Genomic DNA, 16,621 nt, shown 5'->3' on the forward strand with positions numbered 1-16,621 from the left:
GCCTCTCGGGCTCCCGGGCGCGCTGCATGTGCAGTCGCGACCGCGCAGAAGCCACTGTCTCGGTCCGACGCGAACAGCGCCGGGAAATCCTGCGACGCCCTGCATCACACTGAGGAGCGACCCACCAGCCGGCCAGCGTCGTTGCGGTCCGGCGCCAGCGGATCCGCCAGCGTTCCATCATCGAGCAGCCGGCCCTGCTCAAGCCGGGTGGGCTCGGGAGGAGCCGACGGGCGCAGACCAGCTACCACGTACAGGGCGGTCAGCACGTCATCTGGCCGCACAGCGGGCGTCGTGTGCCGTGCGACCAACTCCAGTATCGCACATGTGTCGTTCTCCGCACGACAAACGGCCAAGACCACAGCCCCGCGAGCGTCGAAACGCCGACGACCGTCCTTGGTCACCCGTTCCACCTGCACCTCGTCCCGCCGCAGAAGCTCCGCGACCGCGGCGGACAGAGCCGGCTCGCCGAGCGTCGGCAGGCGGATGCGCCAACGGGAGGCATCGATCCGATCGGCCAGGCTCCCCGAACCACCGGCACCACCGGCACCACCGGCACCACCGGCACCACCACCAGCCTGGACGGCGTCGAGCACGTCCAGGCCGGGTGGAAGCGCGGCGTCCAGCGCCGCCCGCACCCGGTCGGGCTCGACGACGACGGCGAGCGCGAGTTCGACGTACTCGGCCTCGCTGGCGGCCCCGGTCGGCGCCGCGCCCACCCAGGAGATCCGCGGATGCGGACTGAACCCCGCCGAGTAGGCCATCGGCACCTCGGCCCGTCGCAGGCCGCGCTCAAACGTACGAGCGACGTCCCGATGTGACAGAAATCTCAGCCTTCCCCGCTTGGCGAAGCGTAGCCGGACCCGGGCGACCACGGGTGGCGGTGGCGGGCCCTCAGGCCGACGCGCCACTGCGCACCACCGCCTCATCCCCGGTGGCCGCCATGGCCGTACTGGCAGCGTGCGCCGGTGGTGCGTCCGCCGGTGGTGCGTCCGCTGCCGAGGCGTCGGGGCCGCCGGCCATGCCACCGGCGGAGACACCCGCGATCGGCAGCAGCGTGCGGCCCGTCGGGCCGATCTGGGTGTCGGTGCCCATGGTCGGGCAGACCCCGCAGTCGTAGCAGGGCGTCCAGCGGCAGTCGTCCAGCTCGGTCCCGCGCAGGGCCTCCTGCCAGTCGGCCCACAGCCAGTCCCGGTCGAGGCCGGCGTCGAGGTGGTCCCAGGGCAGGATCTCGCGTTCCTCGCGCTCCCGGGTGGTGTACCAGTCCACCGACACGCCCAGCGGTTCGAGTTCGGCGGCTCCGGCGCTGGCCCAGCGGTCGAAGGAGAAGTGCTCGTTCCAGCCGTCGAAGCGGCCGCCCTCACGCCAGACCCGCTCGATCACCGCGCCGACGCGACGGTCCCCGCGGGCCAGCAGACCCTCGATGATGCCCGGACGTCCGTCGTGGTAGCGGAATCCGACGGCCTTGGCGATCTCCCGGTCGGCCCGTACCCGGTCGCGCAGCAGTTTCAGGCGGGCGTCGGTGACCTCGTGCGAGGCCTGCCCGACCCACTGGAACGGGGTGTGCGCCTTGGGCACGAAGCCACCGATCGACACGGTCGCGCGGATGTCCCGATGACCGCTGGCGGCCCGTCCGGCGCGGATGACCGCACGGACCAGGTCTGCGATCTCGAGGACGTCCTCGTCGGTCTCGGTGGGCAGGCCGCACATGAAGTAGAGCTTGACCTGCCGCCAGCCGTGCTCGTAGGCGGTGCTGACCGTGCGGACCAGGTCCTCGGCACTGACCATCTTGTTGATGACCTTGCGCAGCCGTTCGGAGCCACCTTCGGGGGCGAACGTGAGCCCGCTGCGGCGGCCGTTGCGGGAGAACTCGTTGGCGAGGGTGACATTGAAGGCGTCCACCCGGGTCGAGGGCAGGCTGAGCGACACCTTGCTCTCGGCGTACCGGTCGGCGAGGCCGGTCGCGATCCGACCGATCTCGCTGTGGTCGGCGCTCGACAGCGACAGCAGCCCGACCTCGTTGAAGCCGGTCGCGCGCAGCCCCGCGTCCACCATGGCGCCCACGGTCTCGATGTTGCGCTCGCGCACCGGGCGAGTGATCATCCCGGCCTGGCAGAACCGGCAGCCACGGGTGCAGCCGCGGAAGATCTCCACGCTCATCCGCTCGTGCACGGTCTCCGCGAGCGGCACCAGCGGCGCCTTCGGGTAGGGCCAGGAGTCCAGGTCGGACAGGGTGTGCTTGCTCGGCCGGGCGGGGATGTCGTCCCGGTTGGGCCGGACCGCCTCGATCCGCCCGTCCGGCCGGTAGGTGACGTCGAAGAACGCCGGCACGTACACCAGGCGCCGCCGGGAGAGGCGGGCCAGCAGCTCGGTGCGCCCACCGGGGCTGCCGGCCGCCTTCCAGGCCCGCACGACGTCGGTGATCCCGAGCACCGCCTGCTCGCCGTCGCCGAGGACGACGGCGTCGACGAACCTGGCGATCGGCTCCGGGTTGAACGCGGCATGCCCGCCCGCGACGACCACCGGGTCGTGCTCGCGGCGCTCGGCCGTGTGCAACGGGATGCCGGCGAGGTCGAGCGCGGTCAGCAGGTTGGTGTAGCCGAGTTCGGTGGAGAAGCTGACGCCGAGCAGGTCGAAGTCGCCGACGGCACGGTGGGCGTCCACGGTGAACTGGGGAAGGTCGTGCTCACGCAGCAGCGCCTCGAGGTCGGGCCACACCGAGTAGGTGCGTTCGGCCAGCACATCGGGCTGCTCGTTGAGAATCTCGTAGAGGATCTGCAGGCCCTGGTTGGGCAGGCCGACCTCGTAGGCGTCCGGATACATCAGGCACCAGCGGACGGCGGCGGTCTCCCACGGTTTGACGATGGAGTTCCCTTCGCCACCGACATACTGCACGGGTCGACGCACCCGCGGGAGCAGCGGCTCCAGGCGAGCGAACAGCGACTGTCCGGACATGCACGCGAGCCTACGGCACGCCGCGACCGGCGCCGTACGGTCACCGCCGCCACCTCTACATGGCGTACGGGTCCGAGCGTGAACGCAGCCGGACGTTCTGGAGCAGACCCACGGCGATCATGTTCGCGAACATGGACGAACCGCCGTAGGACAGGAACGGTAACGGCAGTCCGGTGACGGGCATGATGCCCAGGCACATCCCGATGTTCACGAACGACTGGAACGTGAACCAGCAGACCACCCCGGTGGCGATCAGCGCGCCGAAGGAGTCCTGCGAGCCGAAACCGATCGACAGCGCCCGCCACAGCACCACGCCGAGCAGCACGACGATCCCGGCGGCGCCCAGATAGCCGAGCTCCTCCCCCGCGACGCTGAACACGAAGTCGGTCTGCTGTTCGGGGACGAACTGCCCCTGGGTCTGCTGGCCGTGCAGCAGCCCCCGGCCGAAGATCCCACCGTTGGCGATGGCGATCATGGCCTGGTTGACGTTGTACCCGGTGCCGCTGGCCGCCTTGTTCTCCGAGACGAAGGAGGTCAGCCGGGCCTCCTGGTAGGGCGCCAGCAGATGGAACTGCAGGATGGCGGTGCCGAAGAGCACCCCGCACAGGACGAGCCCGAGCACCCAGCGCCGCGGCGCCCCGCTGACCGCCAGCATCCCCAGCACGGTGAACACCAGCACCATGACGGTGCCGAAGTCCGGCTGCAGCATGATCAGCCCGATCGGCACGATGGTGAGCCCGAGCACGAGCAGCACGTCGGCGTGCCCGGGCGCGCTGTGCTGGATGCCCGTGTGCCGGTCCTCGTGTTTCTCGCCGAGGATCATCGCCGCGCCGACCACCAGGGCGACCTTGGCGAACTCCGACGGCTGCAACTGGAAGCCCGCCGGCAGCACGATCCACGAGTGGGCTCCGTTGATGGTCGACCCGAGCACCAGCACGGCCACCAGGCCGACCAGCGATCCCAGGTAGACGAACGGCGCGTAGGCCCGGATCACCCGGTAGTCGACGACCGTGGCGACCGCGCCGAGCAGCAGGCCGATGACCAGGTTCAACAGGTGGCGTTTGAGGAAGGTCTGCGGGTCGGCCCCGGCCTCGCCGAGGCGCTGCCGGGTGGCCGACCAGACCAGCAGGGCGCCGACACCCGACAGCGCGACCACGCACAGCTGCAGCGTCCAGTCCAGCCGGCGCAACGGCGAGTGCCGCCCGGACGCCCGGTCCCGTAGCTGCCCGATCCGCCCGCGCACCGGCACCGGCGACGACCGCAGCGCCGTCGGCCCCACATCCTGGTTCATCCCCGCCACCTCCCGTCGCCTCCTGCGGTATCTGCGCGCCCGCCGCGGCCCGCGCGGCTGTTCCTACGGCGGGGCACGACTCGGCGGGGACGTCGGGGCCCCGGTGACCACCGGCGTGGTCACCGGGGACTTCGTCGGCGTCGTGACCAGCGCCGGCAGGAGCGCACCGGCGGAGTTCGGGGGGGTGGCCGAGGCCGCTGGGATCGACGTGACGGCGCTGGACGTCCCGCCGGGACCCAGGGGGCGCAGCGGGTCGCTGGCGGTGGCGGCGGCGATCGTGCCGTCCCGGTTGATCCTGGGCAGGCCCCCGGGGGGTCGCCCACCGGGCTGGGCGGCCGGCTGGCCGACGCCGTAGATCGCCTGGTAGATGCGCTTGGCGACCGGTGCGGCGTACTCGGCGCCGGTGCCCGAGTCGGGGATCGAGACCACGACGACGTACTGGGGGTCGTTCGCCGGGGCGAAGGAGGCGAACCACGAGGTGTCACCCCGGCCCTCGACCTCGGCGGTACCGGTCTTGCCCGCGATCGGGATGGTGGCGCTCGGCCAGTCGGCGAACACGCCCGTCCCGGTGCCGCCGGGCTCGGTGGTCACGCCCCGCAGGCTGTCCCGGATGTAGCCGAGGATCTCCGGGCTGACCGGCAGGGTGCCGATCCTGTGCGGCTGGAAGGTCTGCACGACCTTGCCCTCCGGCGAGATCGCGGCCTTGGCCAGGGTCGGCCTGTACAGGGTGCCGCCGTTGGCGATCGCCACGTAGGCGTTGGCGAGCTGCAGCGGACTCACCGACAGGTACTGGCCCTGCCCGATGGCGAACTGGGTGGCGGCACCGGCGTTGTAGAGGTAGCCGTCGACGCAGGCCTCGGCGGCGTACTTGCGAAAACGTTCCGCCTTCGCCGGGTCGGTCTCCTCGGGGTAGCCGTTCTTCGCCCGCCGGCAGTAGGAGTCCTTCAGCTCCTCCCAGATCGCCTTGGCGTCGGCCCGGTCGACGACCGACCCCTTCGTCTCCCCCGGCAGGTCGATCCCGGTGCCGCGGCCGAAGCCCATGGCCTCGGCCATCCGGACGAAGTACTCCTTGGGCGGCGCGTAGGGTCCGCGTCCGTTGCGCAGGCCACCGTCGCCGAGCCAGGAGTCGTAGGCGAACTGGTCGAAGATGACGTCGCAGGAGATCACCAGGGCCTGGTGCAGGGTGATCGGCCCGGCGGACTCACCGTCGAAGTTGTGGAAGATCTGGTCGCCGATCTGCAGCGTCTGTGAGCAGAGGAACCGCTGGTCGCCACGGGCGCCGAGGTTCTGCATCGCGACGGCGGTCGAGACCGGCTTGAACGTCGAGCCCGCCGCACCCGAACCCTGGTAGACCCGGGACAGCAGCGGAATGCCGTTGGCCGGGTCCGACAGCGCCCGGTAGTCCTGCTCCGACACCCCGCCGACGAACACCGACGGGTTGTAGGACGGCAGGCTCGCCATCGCGACCACGCCGCCGGTCCGGGCGTTCAGCACGACGGCGGATCCGGTGCGTGAGCCCCCACCGAGGGAGTTGATGGTGTCCTGCAGGGCCTGTTCGGCGGCCTGCTGCACACCGAGGTCGAGGTTGAGCACCAGATGGTCGCCGCTGGCCGGCTCGGTGGTGGACGCGGTGCCCGCCACCCGGCCGAACCGGTCGACCTCCAGGCGTTGGACGCCGTCCGTGCCGCGCAGCTGGTCGTCGTAGGTGCTTTCCAGGCCGGCGACGCCGATCAGGCTGTTGAGGTGGTAGCCCTTCTCGTCGCCCTGCTTGTCCAGCTGGTCCTGGGTGACCGGGGCGAGGTAGCCGAGTTCGTGCGCGGCCAGCGACCCCTGCGGGTACTCCCGGACGGCCTGGAGATCGGCGGACACACCGGGGAAACGGTCGGGATGCTCGATCACCGCGAGGGCCTGCGCCGGTGAGACGTCCTTGGCCACCGGAACCGGCTGGTAGGGCGAACCGTTCCAACAGGGCGGCTTGACCTGGGCGGTGCAGAAGCGGATGCGTTTGACCAGGTCGTCGGCGGGGGTGTTGATCACGCCGGCCAGCCGGGTCAGCACGGCCTTGCCGCGGTCGGGCTGGCGATCGGTGGTCGACCGGTTCACCGAGATCACCAGGGACGTGCGGTTGCGCACGAGCGGCTGGCCATGGTCATCGAGGATCATGCCGCGGGTCGCCGGGGTGACCACCTCGCGGACCCGGTTGGTCTCGGCCACCTGCCGGTAGTGGTCACCGTCAAGGATCTGCAGCACCCACAGCCGGGCACCGAGCGTGACCAGCAGCGAAAGCACCGCGACCCGCAGCAGCAGGACGCGGACCCGCATCCGGTCGTTCATCGGCCGCCCCGACCGCGGTCCCCGGCGAGCCGGCGCGCGCCCCGCAGCAGCAACGGGAACACGAAGGGCGTGGCGATCACCGCGTAGAGGCCCGCGACGACGGCCCGTCGGATGGCCTCACCGCCGGTCATCGCCGCCTCACCGAGCAGCGACGTCATGGCCGCATAGCCCAGGGTGCCCAGCACACTGGCCCCGCCGATCACCGCCAGAGGCACCGCTACCGACCGTTCCGCCGTATCCATCACCAGACCCACAGCGTAACCGATCAGGCACATAACGAGAGCAGACTGTCCGAGAACATGCGTGGACGCCAGATCGCCGGCCAGGCCCGCGACAAAGCCGCTGATCGCCCCGACCAGCGGCCCCTCGATCAGCGCGATCGACGCCAGCAGGACGAGGACCAGGTCGAGCCGCCCGCCGGGCAGGTTGAACCGCGCCACCACCGACACCTGCGCGACGATCGCGACCAGCAGCATCAGGACCGCGGCCACCACCGACCGCACCCGCACGGACTCGTCGGAGTCGAGGATCTCCCACATGCCGGTTCAGCCAGCCCCGCCCGGGGTGCCCGTCGCGCCCGGGGTACCCGTCACGCCCGGGGTGCCGGTCACGCCCTGCGTCGTGGCGCCTGGGGAGGCGGCGGCATCCGGAACGAGGGTGGCCTCCGGTGCCGGGGCAGGGGTGGTGGGCTCCGGGGGGGCGGGCTGGGGGGACAGCAGGCGGTCGCCGGGGTCGACCGTCGGGCGCCCGACGACCACACCGACGAGGTCGAGCGTGCCGACGGACACGTACGGTCGCACCTCCGCCGTGCGCGACAGCCCGCCGACGTCGGTGACCTTGGTGACCTCACCGATCGGCACGCCGGCGACGTAGTCCAGGCTGCCGAAGGTCGTGAGCCGGTCACCCTTCTGCACCCGGAACGACGCGTCGTACACGGTGAAGACCAGGGTGGACGGGCCCTGCCCCCCGGCCACCGCGCCGAGGAGCTGGGTGCGTTCGAGCCGGGCACCGATCCGGCTGTTCGGATCGCAGACCAGCCGCACGACGGCGGTGTGGGCGGTCACCGACGCGACCGTGCCGACCAGGCCGTCGGCGTTCAGGACGGTCTTGTCCGTGGCGATGCCGTCGTCCTTGCCGGCGTTGATGGTCACGGTCCAGTCGGTGCCGGTGACGTCGCCGATCGCGATCACCCGGGCGGGGACCATGGTGTACTGACCCTTGTTCGCCAGCAACCGCAGATCGGCGAGCTCCTTGCCGGTCTGCGTGATCATCTTGTCGTCGGCGAGGTCACGACGCAGCCGGGCGTTCTCCTGGGCGAGCCGGTCGGCCCGGTCGTGATAGCGGTTGGGGTGGGCCAGCGACGAGACGGTGTGGCCGATCGGCCGGAACACGGCGCTCACCCCGTCCTCGACGCCGCCGAGCGCGCTGTGCACGACGCCTCGGGCGCCGGTCGCCGAACGTCCCGTCCTGTAGTCGAGGGTGATCAACGTGAACGCCGCGATGAGCAGAGCGGCGATCACCAGGCGGGATCGCCTCGTGTCACGCCCCACAGCAGCCTCCGAACGAGCTCTCAGGTCCCGCACCGCGATCGAGCACGCACCGCGATCGGGCGCGCGGGGACACCACCCATCGTTTTCATCGGACGACCGACCTCGCCGCGATGTTCCCGGATCGGACCGGTCGTTGCCCGCCGGGGCGGGACCGCGAGGCGGATTCTCCCCGTGGCCCCACCCGGATGTGCTCCCCCAGGGGAGTGACCGGGCGGTGGACGCCGGGTGCGCCGCGGGTCCGGCGCTAGCGCCGCGGCTCGGAGATCAGCACCTGCTGCAGCGCCTCGAACTCCTCGACGCACTTGCCCGAGCCCATCGCCACCGAATGCAGCGGGTTCTCGGCGATGTGGATCGGCATACCGGTCTCGTGCCGCAGCCGCTCGTCCAGGCCGCGTAGCAACGCGCCACCACCGGTCAGGACGATGCCACGGTCCATGATGTCGCCGGAGAGCTCCGGCGGGCAGCGGTCCAACGTCACCTTGACCGCGTCGATCACCGCGTTGACCGGTTCCTCGATCGCCTTGCGGATCTCCTCCGCGGACACCACGATCGTCTTGGGCAGGCCGGTGACCAGGTCGCGCCCGCGGATCTCGGCGCTGGGCTCGTCGGGCACCTTGAAGGCCGACCCGATCGCCATCTTGATCTCCTCCGCGGTGCGCTCGCCGAGCATCAGCGAGTACTCCTTCTTCACGTAGGAGATGATCGCGACGTCGAGTTCGTCACCGGCGGTGCGGATCGACTGGCTGGTGACGATGCCACCCAGCGAGATCACCGCGACCTCGGTGGTGCCGCCACCGATGTCGACCACCATGTTGCCGGTCGGCTCGTGCACCGGCAGGCCCGCGCCGATCGCGGCGGCCATCGGTTCCTCGATGATGAACACCCGGCGGGCACCGGCCTCGTAACCGGCGTCCTTGACCGCCCGCTGCTCGACACCGGTGATTCCCGAGGGCACACAGACGACCAGACGCGGCTTGGCGAAGTGACGCCGACGATGCACCTTCTGGATGAAGTAGCGCAGCATCCGCTCGGTGGTCTCGAAGTCGGCGATGACGCCGTCCTTGAGCGGACGGACCGCGACGACGTTGCCCGGCGTGCGGCCGATCATGCGCTTGGCGTCGGTACCGACGGCGAGAATGCCCGAGGTCGTCGTGTTGATCGCGACCACACTCGGCTCGTTCAGGACGATGCCGCGCCCCCGCACATACACCAGGGTGTTGGCGGTACCGAGGTCAACGGCCATGTCACGACCGAGAAACGACAGTGAGCTGGACATCGTCGGTACCGACCTTCCCGGGGGGATGCGGTCCTGGCCGCCTTCGGCGCGGCGACGCCGGTGGTCACCGGAACCGGACAACCGCGTGAATCACGTACAGGGTTCGTTGCTCGGGCAGGGCTGGCCGCCGAGCCTGCCGCGATGCGTGCGACCGACCGGCACAGCCGGCCCGCGCGACCCACCGAACACGCTCCGGGCGAGTATCGCAAGGGTAGACCGCCGTGCGGCCACCCGCCGTCCCGGACGGCGGTCAAACCACTCGTGTCACGGTTGCGCCGGATCGACCCGCTGGATACCCAGGAGTCAGAAAGAACCCACACCGCGCGGTTTTCCGAACAGGTGCCGCATGCCGGGCCCAGCGGCCATGGCGGGCCACCGTTCGAGGCCGGCCGGACAGGCTGACCTCGAACGGGTACCAACGTCAGCTCAGGCCGGGGAAGAACAGGTCGATCTCCCGCTTGGCGGACTCCGGCGAGTCGGAGCCGTGCACGAGGTTCTGGCCGATCTCCGTGGCGAAGTCACCACGCAGCGAGCCGGGAACGGCCTTCACCGGGTCGGTCGCGCCGATCAGGCCGCGGGAGGCCTCGACCGCACGGGGGCCCTCGGCGACGAGCGCCACCAGCGGACCGGAGGTGATGAAGTCGACGAGCTCACCGAAGAACGGCTTGCTCGCGTGCTCGCCGTAGTGCGTCTCGGCGACCGAACGCTCGAGCGTGCGCAGCTCGAGGGCCACCAGGCTGAGCCCCTTGCGCTCGAGCCGGCCGACCACCTCACCGACGAGACCACGGCTGACGCCGTCCGGCTTGACCAGGATGAGGGTGCGCTCGGCGGACACGGTACTCCTTCTCGATCATCGACATCGTCGTCAGTGGAGCCCGTGGGCCCCACGTCAACTTACAGGGTGCCGCAGACATCACCATGCCCGAACCGGGCCGCCTCAGAAGCGCAGCAACGCCCTCGCCCGTCCCACAACGGGCGCCGAACCCAGGACCAGCACCCCGGCCCCGCCGAGCTCGGATTCGGCCTCGGCGAGGCGAACCGCGTCGTCGAGGGCGTCGTCGAGCCGGGGGGTGACCTCGATCCGGTCGGCGCCGAACACCCCGCCGGCGACGGCGGCCAGATCGTCCACGGGCAGAGCGCCCGCCGTCGCGCCGTCGGTGAGCACCACCGCGGCCAGGACCGGCTCCAGCACGGCGAGCATCCGGGCCGCCGTGGCCTCGTCCCCCTCCACAGCGACGACGGCGACCAGGGAGTCGAAGCCGAACGCCTCGTGCAGGGCCTCGACCACGGCGGTGACGGCGGGCGGGCTGTCGGCCACGTCCAGCACGATGGTGGGGCTGCGCCGGACCACCTCGAGCCGGCCTCGGCCGTCCACCTGGGCGAGTGCGGCCCGCACGATGTCCAGGTCGAGCTGGTTCTGCCCACCGCCGAGGAACGCCTCGACCGCGGCGAGCCCGACCGCGGCGTCGTGGGCCTGGTGCGCGCCGTGCAAGGGCAGGAAAAGCTCCTCGTAGGTACCGCCGAGCCCCTTCAACGTGATCATCTGGCCGCCGACGGCGACCCGGCGGCCCAGCACCCCGAACTCCATGCCCTCACGCGCCACGGTGCTGCCGGCCAGCGCGGCTCGGCGCAGCAACGCCCGGGCCGCCGGCAGCGCCTGCTGGGCGAGCACGACCAGCGTGCCGGAACGGATCACGGTTCCCACCGGCGCGGCGACCCGGTCGAGCCGCGGCTCGTCCGCCTCCCCCGCGAGGTCGACCGACCAGCCACCGGCGGAACCGCCACCATCCGAACCGCCATCCTCGGACCAGTCATCGCCCGACCAGCCGGCGCCGGACTCGCCACCGTCGGACCCGCCGCTGTCGGACCAGCCTGCGTCGGACCAGGCGGGGGCCACCGGCGTCACCGCGGCGACCGGCACGTCGAGCAGGTCGGCCAGGTCACCGAAGCCGCCCGCACCGGGCAGCTCGGAACCGGGCCCGCCGGACTCGATGACCGCGAGGTCGACCGGGGCGTCGGCGAAGGCGGCGATCGCGACCGCGAGCAGCAGTTCGCGGGCGCCGAGGTGGCCGTCATCCTCCACCAACGGCAGGTAGGGCTCGATGTCGTCGAAGGCGCGTTCGAGCACGTCCGCCGGAATCCGGGCGACGCCCAGCCCCACCTGCTCGGCCGGGCCGAGCCAGTCGGGCGCACGCAGACTGCCCGCGCGGACACCGAACCCCTCGAGCAGGGCGGTGATCACGGCAAGGGTCGAGCTCTTGCCCACCGAACCGGCGACGACGATGCTCGGGAACGACCGCTGCGGCTGGCCCAGCAGGTCGAGCAGGCGGCGTAGCCGCTCGAGCCCGGGCTGCGCCGTGACCTCGGCCCGTCGCGCGTAGGCGGCCGCGAACCGGGACGGACCCGACCAGGCCACCTGACCCGGGGACGCGGGGGAACCTGAGTCGGGCGTGGTACCGGCATTGACCGTGGCGCCTGTCACGTCCCCGATCCTACGGGGGCCGATCCGGCCGGGTGTGCTGCGGCACGTTCGCTCTCCGGACGGTCCGAACTGTTCGTCCGTGTTGCCCAAGTCGCTACTGTCGAGGCCGGTCGGTCGGGGTCCGTCCGTCCGAGGTCGGGGCGGCGGACGCCAGTGCGACGGCGCTCGGCGCCGCGGGGTCAGGGAGGCGAAGTCAGCCGGTGACGTGGACATATGCGGCGGCGTGTCAGGCGTTGAACGAATCGGTCGACCTGGAGAAGCAGGCGATCACCGCGCAGCCACCGGTGCCGAGTCTGGACCGTATGCGCGAACTGGCCCGGCGCCTCGGCGATCCGCAACGCCGGTTCCCGGTGATCCATCTGACCGGCACGAACGGCAAGACGTCCACCGCCCGGATCACCGCGTCGCTGCTCGGCGCGGCGGGGCTGCGCGTCGGGCTGTACACCAGCCCGCATCTGGAACGGGTCAACGAGCGGCTCGTGCTCGACGGCCAGCCCGCCGACGACGAGGCGTTCGCCCGTTGTGTCGGCGCCGCGGTGGACGCGGCCGCGCCGATGGCCGAACGTCCGACGTTCTTCGAGCTGCTCACCGCCGCCGCCTTCGACTGGTTCGCCGAGCGCGCCGTGGACGTGGCGGTGGTCGAGGTCGGCCTGCTCGGCCGGTGGGACGCGACCAACATCGCCGACGGACGAGTCGCGGTGGTCACCAGCGTGGGCGCGGACCACCTGGACTACGCGGGCAGCCTGGACGGGGTGGCCCGGGAGAAGGCCGGCATCGTCAAACCCGGGACCCGGCTCGTCCTCGGCGACGTCGCGGCCCGGTTCGACCCGGTGTTCGCCCGCACCCCGGCCGCGGACGTGGTGCGCCTCGGTGCGCAGTTCGCCTTCGACAACGGCCGCCCGGACCCCGCCGGTGCCGGCCGCCGTGGCGATCCGCGCACACCCCTGGCCCGCTACGACGATGTGCTGCTGGCGCTGCACGGCACGTACCAGCAGACCAACGCCGCCTGCGCCCTCACGGCCGTCGAGGCCTTCGTCGGTCACCGGCTGCCCGCCGACGTCGTCGAGGCGGGCCTGGCCACCGTCCGGGCGCCGGGGCGCCTCGAGATCGTCGGCACCGATCCGCCGCGGGTGCTCGACGGGGCGCACAACCCGGCCGCCGCCGCGGCGCTCGCCCGGTCGCTGGCCGAGGAGTTCCCGGGCCAACGGTGGAACGTGGTCTACGGGGCGCTGCGCGGCCACGACTTCGAGGCCACCCTCGCGGAGCTGGACCCCGACCGGGTCGCGGCGGTGCTGTGCTGCGAGCCCGCGTCCCCACGGGCGATCCCCGCCCAGGAGCTGGTCGCCGCGGCGGGACGGCTCGGCCTTCGGCCGGCACTGGCCCTGGCGGATGTCGCCACCGCCGTGCGCCACGCCCTGGAACAGGCGGCGCCCGCCACGGCGATCCTGGTGACCGGCTCCTTCTACCACCTCACCGAGGCCCGCCGCGTGCTGACCAGCACGTGCTGACCAGTACGCGCCGCGCCGCCGGACACGTGGTCGGAAGCGGTCTCGCGCCTGCGTACGGTGCCGCGCGTCCCCCTACGGGGCCGTGCCGTGCGGTGCTCGTACGGTCAGGCGGACTTCTCCTGGCGCGGGGCACGCTTGGAGGCGACGTCCCGGGGCACCAGCGTCGGGTTGACGTGCTCGAGGACGACCTCGCGGGTGACGACGACCCTGGCCACATCCTTGCGGCTGGGGATGTCGTACATGACCGACAACAGCACCTCCTCCATGATCGCCCGCAGGCCACGGGCGCCGGTGCCGCGCAGGATCGCCTGGTCGGCGATGGACTCCAGCGCGTCGGAGGTGAAGTCGAGGTCGACGTTGTCCAGATCGAACAGGCGCTTGTACTGGCGGACCAGCGCGTTCTTCGGCTCGGTGAGGATGCGGATCAGCGCCTCGCGGTCGAGGTTCGACACGCTGGTGAGCACCGGCAGCCGGCCGATGAACTCGGGGATCATGCCGTACTTGAGCAGGTCCTCGGGCATGATGTCGCCGAAGACGTCGGCGGCGTCCGGGTCGTCCTTGCCGTGCAGCACGGCGCGGAAACCGAGGGACTTCTTGCCGATCCGGGATTCGATGATCCGGTCCAGCCCGGCGAACGCCCCACCCACAATGAACAGGACATTCGTGGTGTCGATCTGAATGAACTCCTGGTGCGGATGCTTGCGGCCACCCTGCGGCGGCACGCTCGCGGTGGTGCCCTCGAGAATCTTCAGCAGCGCCTGCTGCACGCCTTCCCCGGAGACATCCCGGGTGATGCTGGGATTTTCGGACTTACGCGCGATCTTGTCGACCTCATCGATATAGATGATGCCGGTCTCGGCCTTCTTGACGTCATAATCAGCGGCCTGGATGAGCTTGAGAAGGATGTTCTCGACATCCTCACCGACATAACCGGCCTCGGTGAGCGCGGTCGCGTCGGCGATGGCGAACGGGACGTTGAGCATCCGGGCGAGGGTCTGCGCGAGCAGGGTCTTGCCACAGCCGGTCGGACCGAGCAGCAGGATGTTGCTCTTGGCGAGCTCGACCTCGCCCTTGCTGCCGTCGCCAGTCGCGGATCCGCTGGCCTGCACCCGCTTGTAGTGGTTGTAGACCGCGACCGACAGGGTCTTCTTCGCCGTCTCCTGGCCCACGACGTAGCCGTCGAGGAACTCGTAGATCTCACGCGGTTTGGGGAGTTCGTCCCACTTGAGCTCGGAGGACTCCGAGAGTTCCTCTTCGATGATCTCGTTGCACAGATCGATGCACTCGTCGCAGATATAGACGCCAGGGCCGGCGATGAGCTTTTTCACCTGCTTCTGCGATTTGCCACAGAACGAGCACTTGAGCAGGTCACCGCCATCACCGATGCGTGCCACCGAGGACTCAGTCCCTTCGTCCAGACGATGGTGTCGCCTGCGTGTCAGGGGCGGTTGACACCGCCCGGTCGTCGCGTGTCTGCCTGCAACCATCCCCGTGGGGACGGTACCCCGCCGAGCGACCCGGTGAGTGCCCTATCGCTCGGCTCGTACCGGTCAGCCTACGGTCACCTGGGCCGACCTCGCGCGTCCACACCGTCCGGTTAGGCCAAGGCGTCACGGACTGGACCCGCTGACCACGTTTGCACCCACCCGTGTCCCGATGTGGCAGGTCTGCCACATCGGGACACGACAGGCGCACCGCTCAGCTCGTGGTGGCGAGCCGGGAGGACTTGCGGGTCTTGATGACCTCGTCGATCAGGCCGTACGCCTTGGCCTCCTCGGCGCTGAAGATCTTGTCCCGCTCGATGTCCTTGCGGATCGCCTCTTCCTTGCGGCCGGTGTGCACGGCGAGCATCCGCTCCAGCAGCGACCGCATCCGCAGGATCTCGCGGGCCTGGATCTCGATGTCGCTGGACTGGCCCTCACCCTGGGCGGACGGCTGGTGGATGAGGATCCGGCTGTTCTCCAGCGCGAACCGCTTGCCGGGCGTACCGGCGGCGAGCAGCACCGCGGCCGCGGAGGCGGCCTGGCCCATGCAGATCGTCGAGATGTCGGGCCGGACGAACTGCATCGTGTCGTAGATCGCGGTCAGCGACGTGAACGACCCACCCGGGGAGTTGATGTAGATCGAGATGTCGCGGTCCGGGTCCTCGGACTCCAGGAACAGCAGCTGCGCCATCACGTCGTTGGCCGACACGTCGTCGATCTGCACGCCGAGGAAGACGATCCGCTCCTTGAGCAGCTTCGAGTACGGATCCATGCCGTACTCGCCGCGGGACGTCTTCTCGATGATGTTCGGCAGGACGTAGCGGCCCTGCGGGGCCATCATGGCGGCCTGGCGGGCCTGATCGGACCGCATCTGCTGGTAGAGCGTCTCGTGGTACATGGTGGGTGCCTCCGGGAAGCGGATGACGACGTGCGGTCCGGGTGAGGGGCGGCCAGTGGGGTGGCGGTGTCCAGCGGCGGCCGGTGGGCCGCTCAGCTCACCGGGCCCTCGCTGGGGACCTGACGGGCCTGCTGGACGACGTGGTCGACGAAGCCGTAGTCCTTCGCCTCCCCGGCGGTGAACCACCGGTCACGGTCGGAGTCGCGCTCGATCTGCTCGATCGGCTGGCCGGTGTGGAACGCGATGCGCTCCTGCATCATCCGCTTGGTGTAGAGCATCTGCTCCGCCTGGATGGCGATGTCGGAGGCGGTACCACCGATCCCACCGGACGGCTGGTGCATCATGATCCGCGCGTGCGGCAGGGAGTAGCGCTTGCCCGCGGCCCCCGCGCACAGCAGGAACTGGCCCATCGACGCGGCGAGGCCCAGCGACACGGTGGCGACGTCGTTCTCGACGAACTGCATCGTGTCGTAGATCGCCATCCCGGCGCTGACCGAGCCGCCCGGCGAGTTGATGTAGAGGAAGATGTCGCGGGTCGGGTCCTCCGCGTTGAGCAGCAGCAGCTGCGCGCAGATCGTGTTGGCGATCGAGTCCTCGACAACCGAGCCGAGGAAGACGATCCGGTTGGCCAGCAGTCGGTTGAAGACCTGGTCGTCGAACGCGGGTCCGCCCTGGCCGGGCGAACGGAGCTCCGAACCCGAGACGGGCAGGCGCGGAACTGCGAGGTTACTCACGGTCAGCTCCTCGGCTTCCTCACATGGGGCGGCTGATTGACCGGCTCGACACTATCTGTGACACGCGCGAGTTCCGGTCCTTCCGGCTCGATGTTCGCGCTGGGCGTGAGGA

At 70.7% G+C, this 16,621-nt stretch carries 13 protein-coding genes; 1 reads left to right on the forward strand and 12 read right to left on the reverse strand.

Annotation, left to right across the window (positions count from 1 at the left end):
* Positions 1 to 104: 104 nt before the first annotated feature.
* The 9 genes from MXD61_RS00500 to MXD61_RS00540 form a co-directional block, all read right to left on the reverse strand.
* Positions 105 to 908, reverse strand: a complete 804-nt coding sequence (locus MXD61_RS00500; RefSeq protein ID WP_248810683.1) for a TIGR03936 family radical SAM-associated protein — start codon at positions 906 to 908, stop codon at positions 105 to 107.
* Entirely contained in the window at positions 892 to 2,952 is a 2,061-nt protein-coding gene (locus tag MXD61_RS00505) for a TIGR03960 family B12-binding radical SAM protein (protein WP_248810684.1), read from the reverse strand. The genes MXD61_RS00500 and MXD61_RS00505 overlap by 17 nt, the downstream gene beginning before the upstream one ends.
* Positions 2,953 to 3,007: 55 nt before the next feature.
* A complete protein-coding gene (rodA, locus tag MXD61_RS00510) occupies positions 3,008 to 4,243 on the reverse strand; it encodes a rod shape-determining protein RodA (RefSeq protein WP_248810686.1) in 1,236 nt (411 codons plus the stop codon).
* A gap of 63 nt (positions 4,244 to 4,306) precedes the next feature.
* A complete protein-coding gene (gene mrdA / locus MXD61_RS00515; protein WP_248810687.1) occupies positions 4,307 to 6,577 on the reverse strand; it encodes a penicillin-binding protein 2 in 2,271 nt (756 codons plus the stop codon).
* On the reverse strand, positions 6,574 to 7,116 hold the full coding sequence (mreD, locus tag MXD61_RS00520) for a rod shape-determining protein MreD (protein WP_248810689.1): 543 nt from the start codon (positions 7,114 to 7,116) through the stop codon (positions 6,574 to 6,576). Before mreD ends, mrdA begins: the two co-directional genes overlap by 4 nt.
* Positions 7,117 to 7,122: 6 nt before the next feature.
* The gene (gene mreC / locus MXD61_RS00525; RefSeq protein WP_248810690.1) at positions 7,123 to 8,127 is read right to left on the reverse strand and encodes a rod shape-determining protein MreC; all 1,005 of its coding nucleotides are present in this window, start codon (positions 8,125 to 8,127) and stop codon (positions 7,123 to 7,125) included.
* Positions 8,128 to 8,371: 244 nt separating this feature from the next.
* Positions 8,372 to 9,403, reverse strand: a complete 1,032-nt coding sequence (locus MXD61_RS00530; protein WP_248810691.1) for a rod shape-determining protein — start codon at positions 9,401 to 9,403, stop codon at positions 8,372 to 8,374.
* Between the two features lie 421 nt (positions 9,404 to 9,824).
* Positions 9,825 to 10,238, reverse strand: coding sequence for a nucleoside-diphosphate kinase (gene ndk / locus MXD61_RS00535; RefSeq protein WP_163549136.1), 414 nt, complete (start codon positions 10,236 to 10,238; stop codon positions 9,825 to 9,827).
* 102 nt (positions 10,239 to 10,340) lie between these two features.
* Positions 10,341 to 11,885: a glutamate ligase domain-containing protein gene (locus tag MXD61_RS00540; RefSeq protein ID WP_248810694.1), complete on the reverse strand. Its 1,545-nt coding sequence runs from the start codon at positions 11,883 to 11,885 to the stop codon at positions 10,341 to 10,343.
* A 233-nt stretch (positions 11,886 to 12,118) separates the two neighbouring features.
* On the opposite strand from MXD61_RS00540, the gene MXD61_RS00545 reads away from it, so the two are divergent.
* Positions 12,119 to 13,393, forward strand: coding sequence for a folylpolyglutamate synthase/dihydrofolate synthase family protein (locus MXD61_RS00545; RefSeq protein WP_248810696.1), 1,275 nt, complete (start codon positions 12,119 to 12,121; stop codon positions 13,391 to 13,393).
* Between the two features lie 104 nt (positions 13,394 to 13,497).
* Here the strand turns inward: MXD61_RS00545 and clpX are convergent, their stop codons facing one another.
* The 3 genes from clpX to MXD61_RS00560 form a co-directional block, all read right to left on the reverse strand.
* Positions 13,498 to 14,787 (reverse strand): ATP-dependent Clp protease ATP-binding subunit ClpX, encoded by a 1,290-nt coding sequence (clpX, locus tag MXD61_RS00550; protein ID WP_163549139.1) that lies wholly within the window; start codon positions 14,785 to 14,787, stop codon positions 13,498 to 13,500.
* 304 nt (positions 14,788 to 15,091) lie between these two features.
* Positions 15,092 to 15,748: an ATP-dependent Clp protease proteolytic subunit gene (locus tag MXD61_RS00555; RefSeq protein WP_175084469.1), complete on the reverse strand. Its 657-nt coding sequence runs from the start codon at positions 15,746 to 15,748 to the stop codon at positions 15,092 to 15,094.
* A 119-nt stretch (positions 15,749 to 15,867) separates the two neighbouring features.
* Entirely contained in the window at positions 15,868 to 16,509 is a 642-nt protein-coding gene (locus MXD61_RS00560; protein WP_248810697.1) for an ATP-dependent Clp protease proteolytic subunit, read from the reverse strand.
* Positions 16,510 to 16,621 lie beyond the last annotated feature (112 nt).

It is taken from the genome of Frankia sp. AgPm24, assembly GCF_023243055.1.
Taxonomy (GTDB): Bacteria; Actinomycetota; Actinomycetes; order Frankiales; family Frankiaceae; genus Frankia; species Frankia umida.

Coding starts and splice junctions, on each gene's coding strand:
- MXD61_RS00505 (WP_248810684.1), bottom strand. CDS start 2,952: ATGTCCGGACAGTCGCTGTTCGCTCGCCTGGAGCCGCTGCTCCCGCGG.
- rodA (WP_248810686.1), bottom strand. CDS start 4,243: ATGAACCAGGATGTGGGGCCGACGGCGCTGCGGTCGTCGCCGGTGCCG.
- mrdA (WP_248810687.1), bottom strand. CDS start 6,577: ATGAACGACCGGATGCGGGTCCGCGTCCTGCTGCTGCGGGTCGCGGTG.
- mreD (WP_248810689.1), bottom strand. CDS start 7,116: ATGTGGGAGATCCTCGACTCCGACGAGTCCGTGCGGGTGCGGTCGGTG.
- MXD61_RS00530 (WP_248810691.1), bottom strand. CDS start 9,403: ATGTCCAGCTCACTGTCGTTTCTCGGTCGTGACATGGCCGTTGACCTC.
- MXD61_RS00555 (WP_175084469.1), bottom strand. CDS start 15,748: ATGCGGTCCGATCAGGCCCGCCAGGCCGCCATGATGGCCCCGCAGGGC.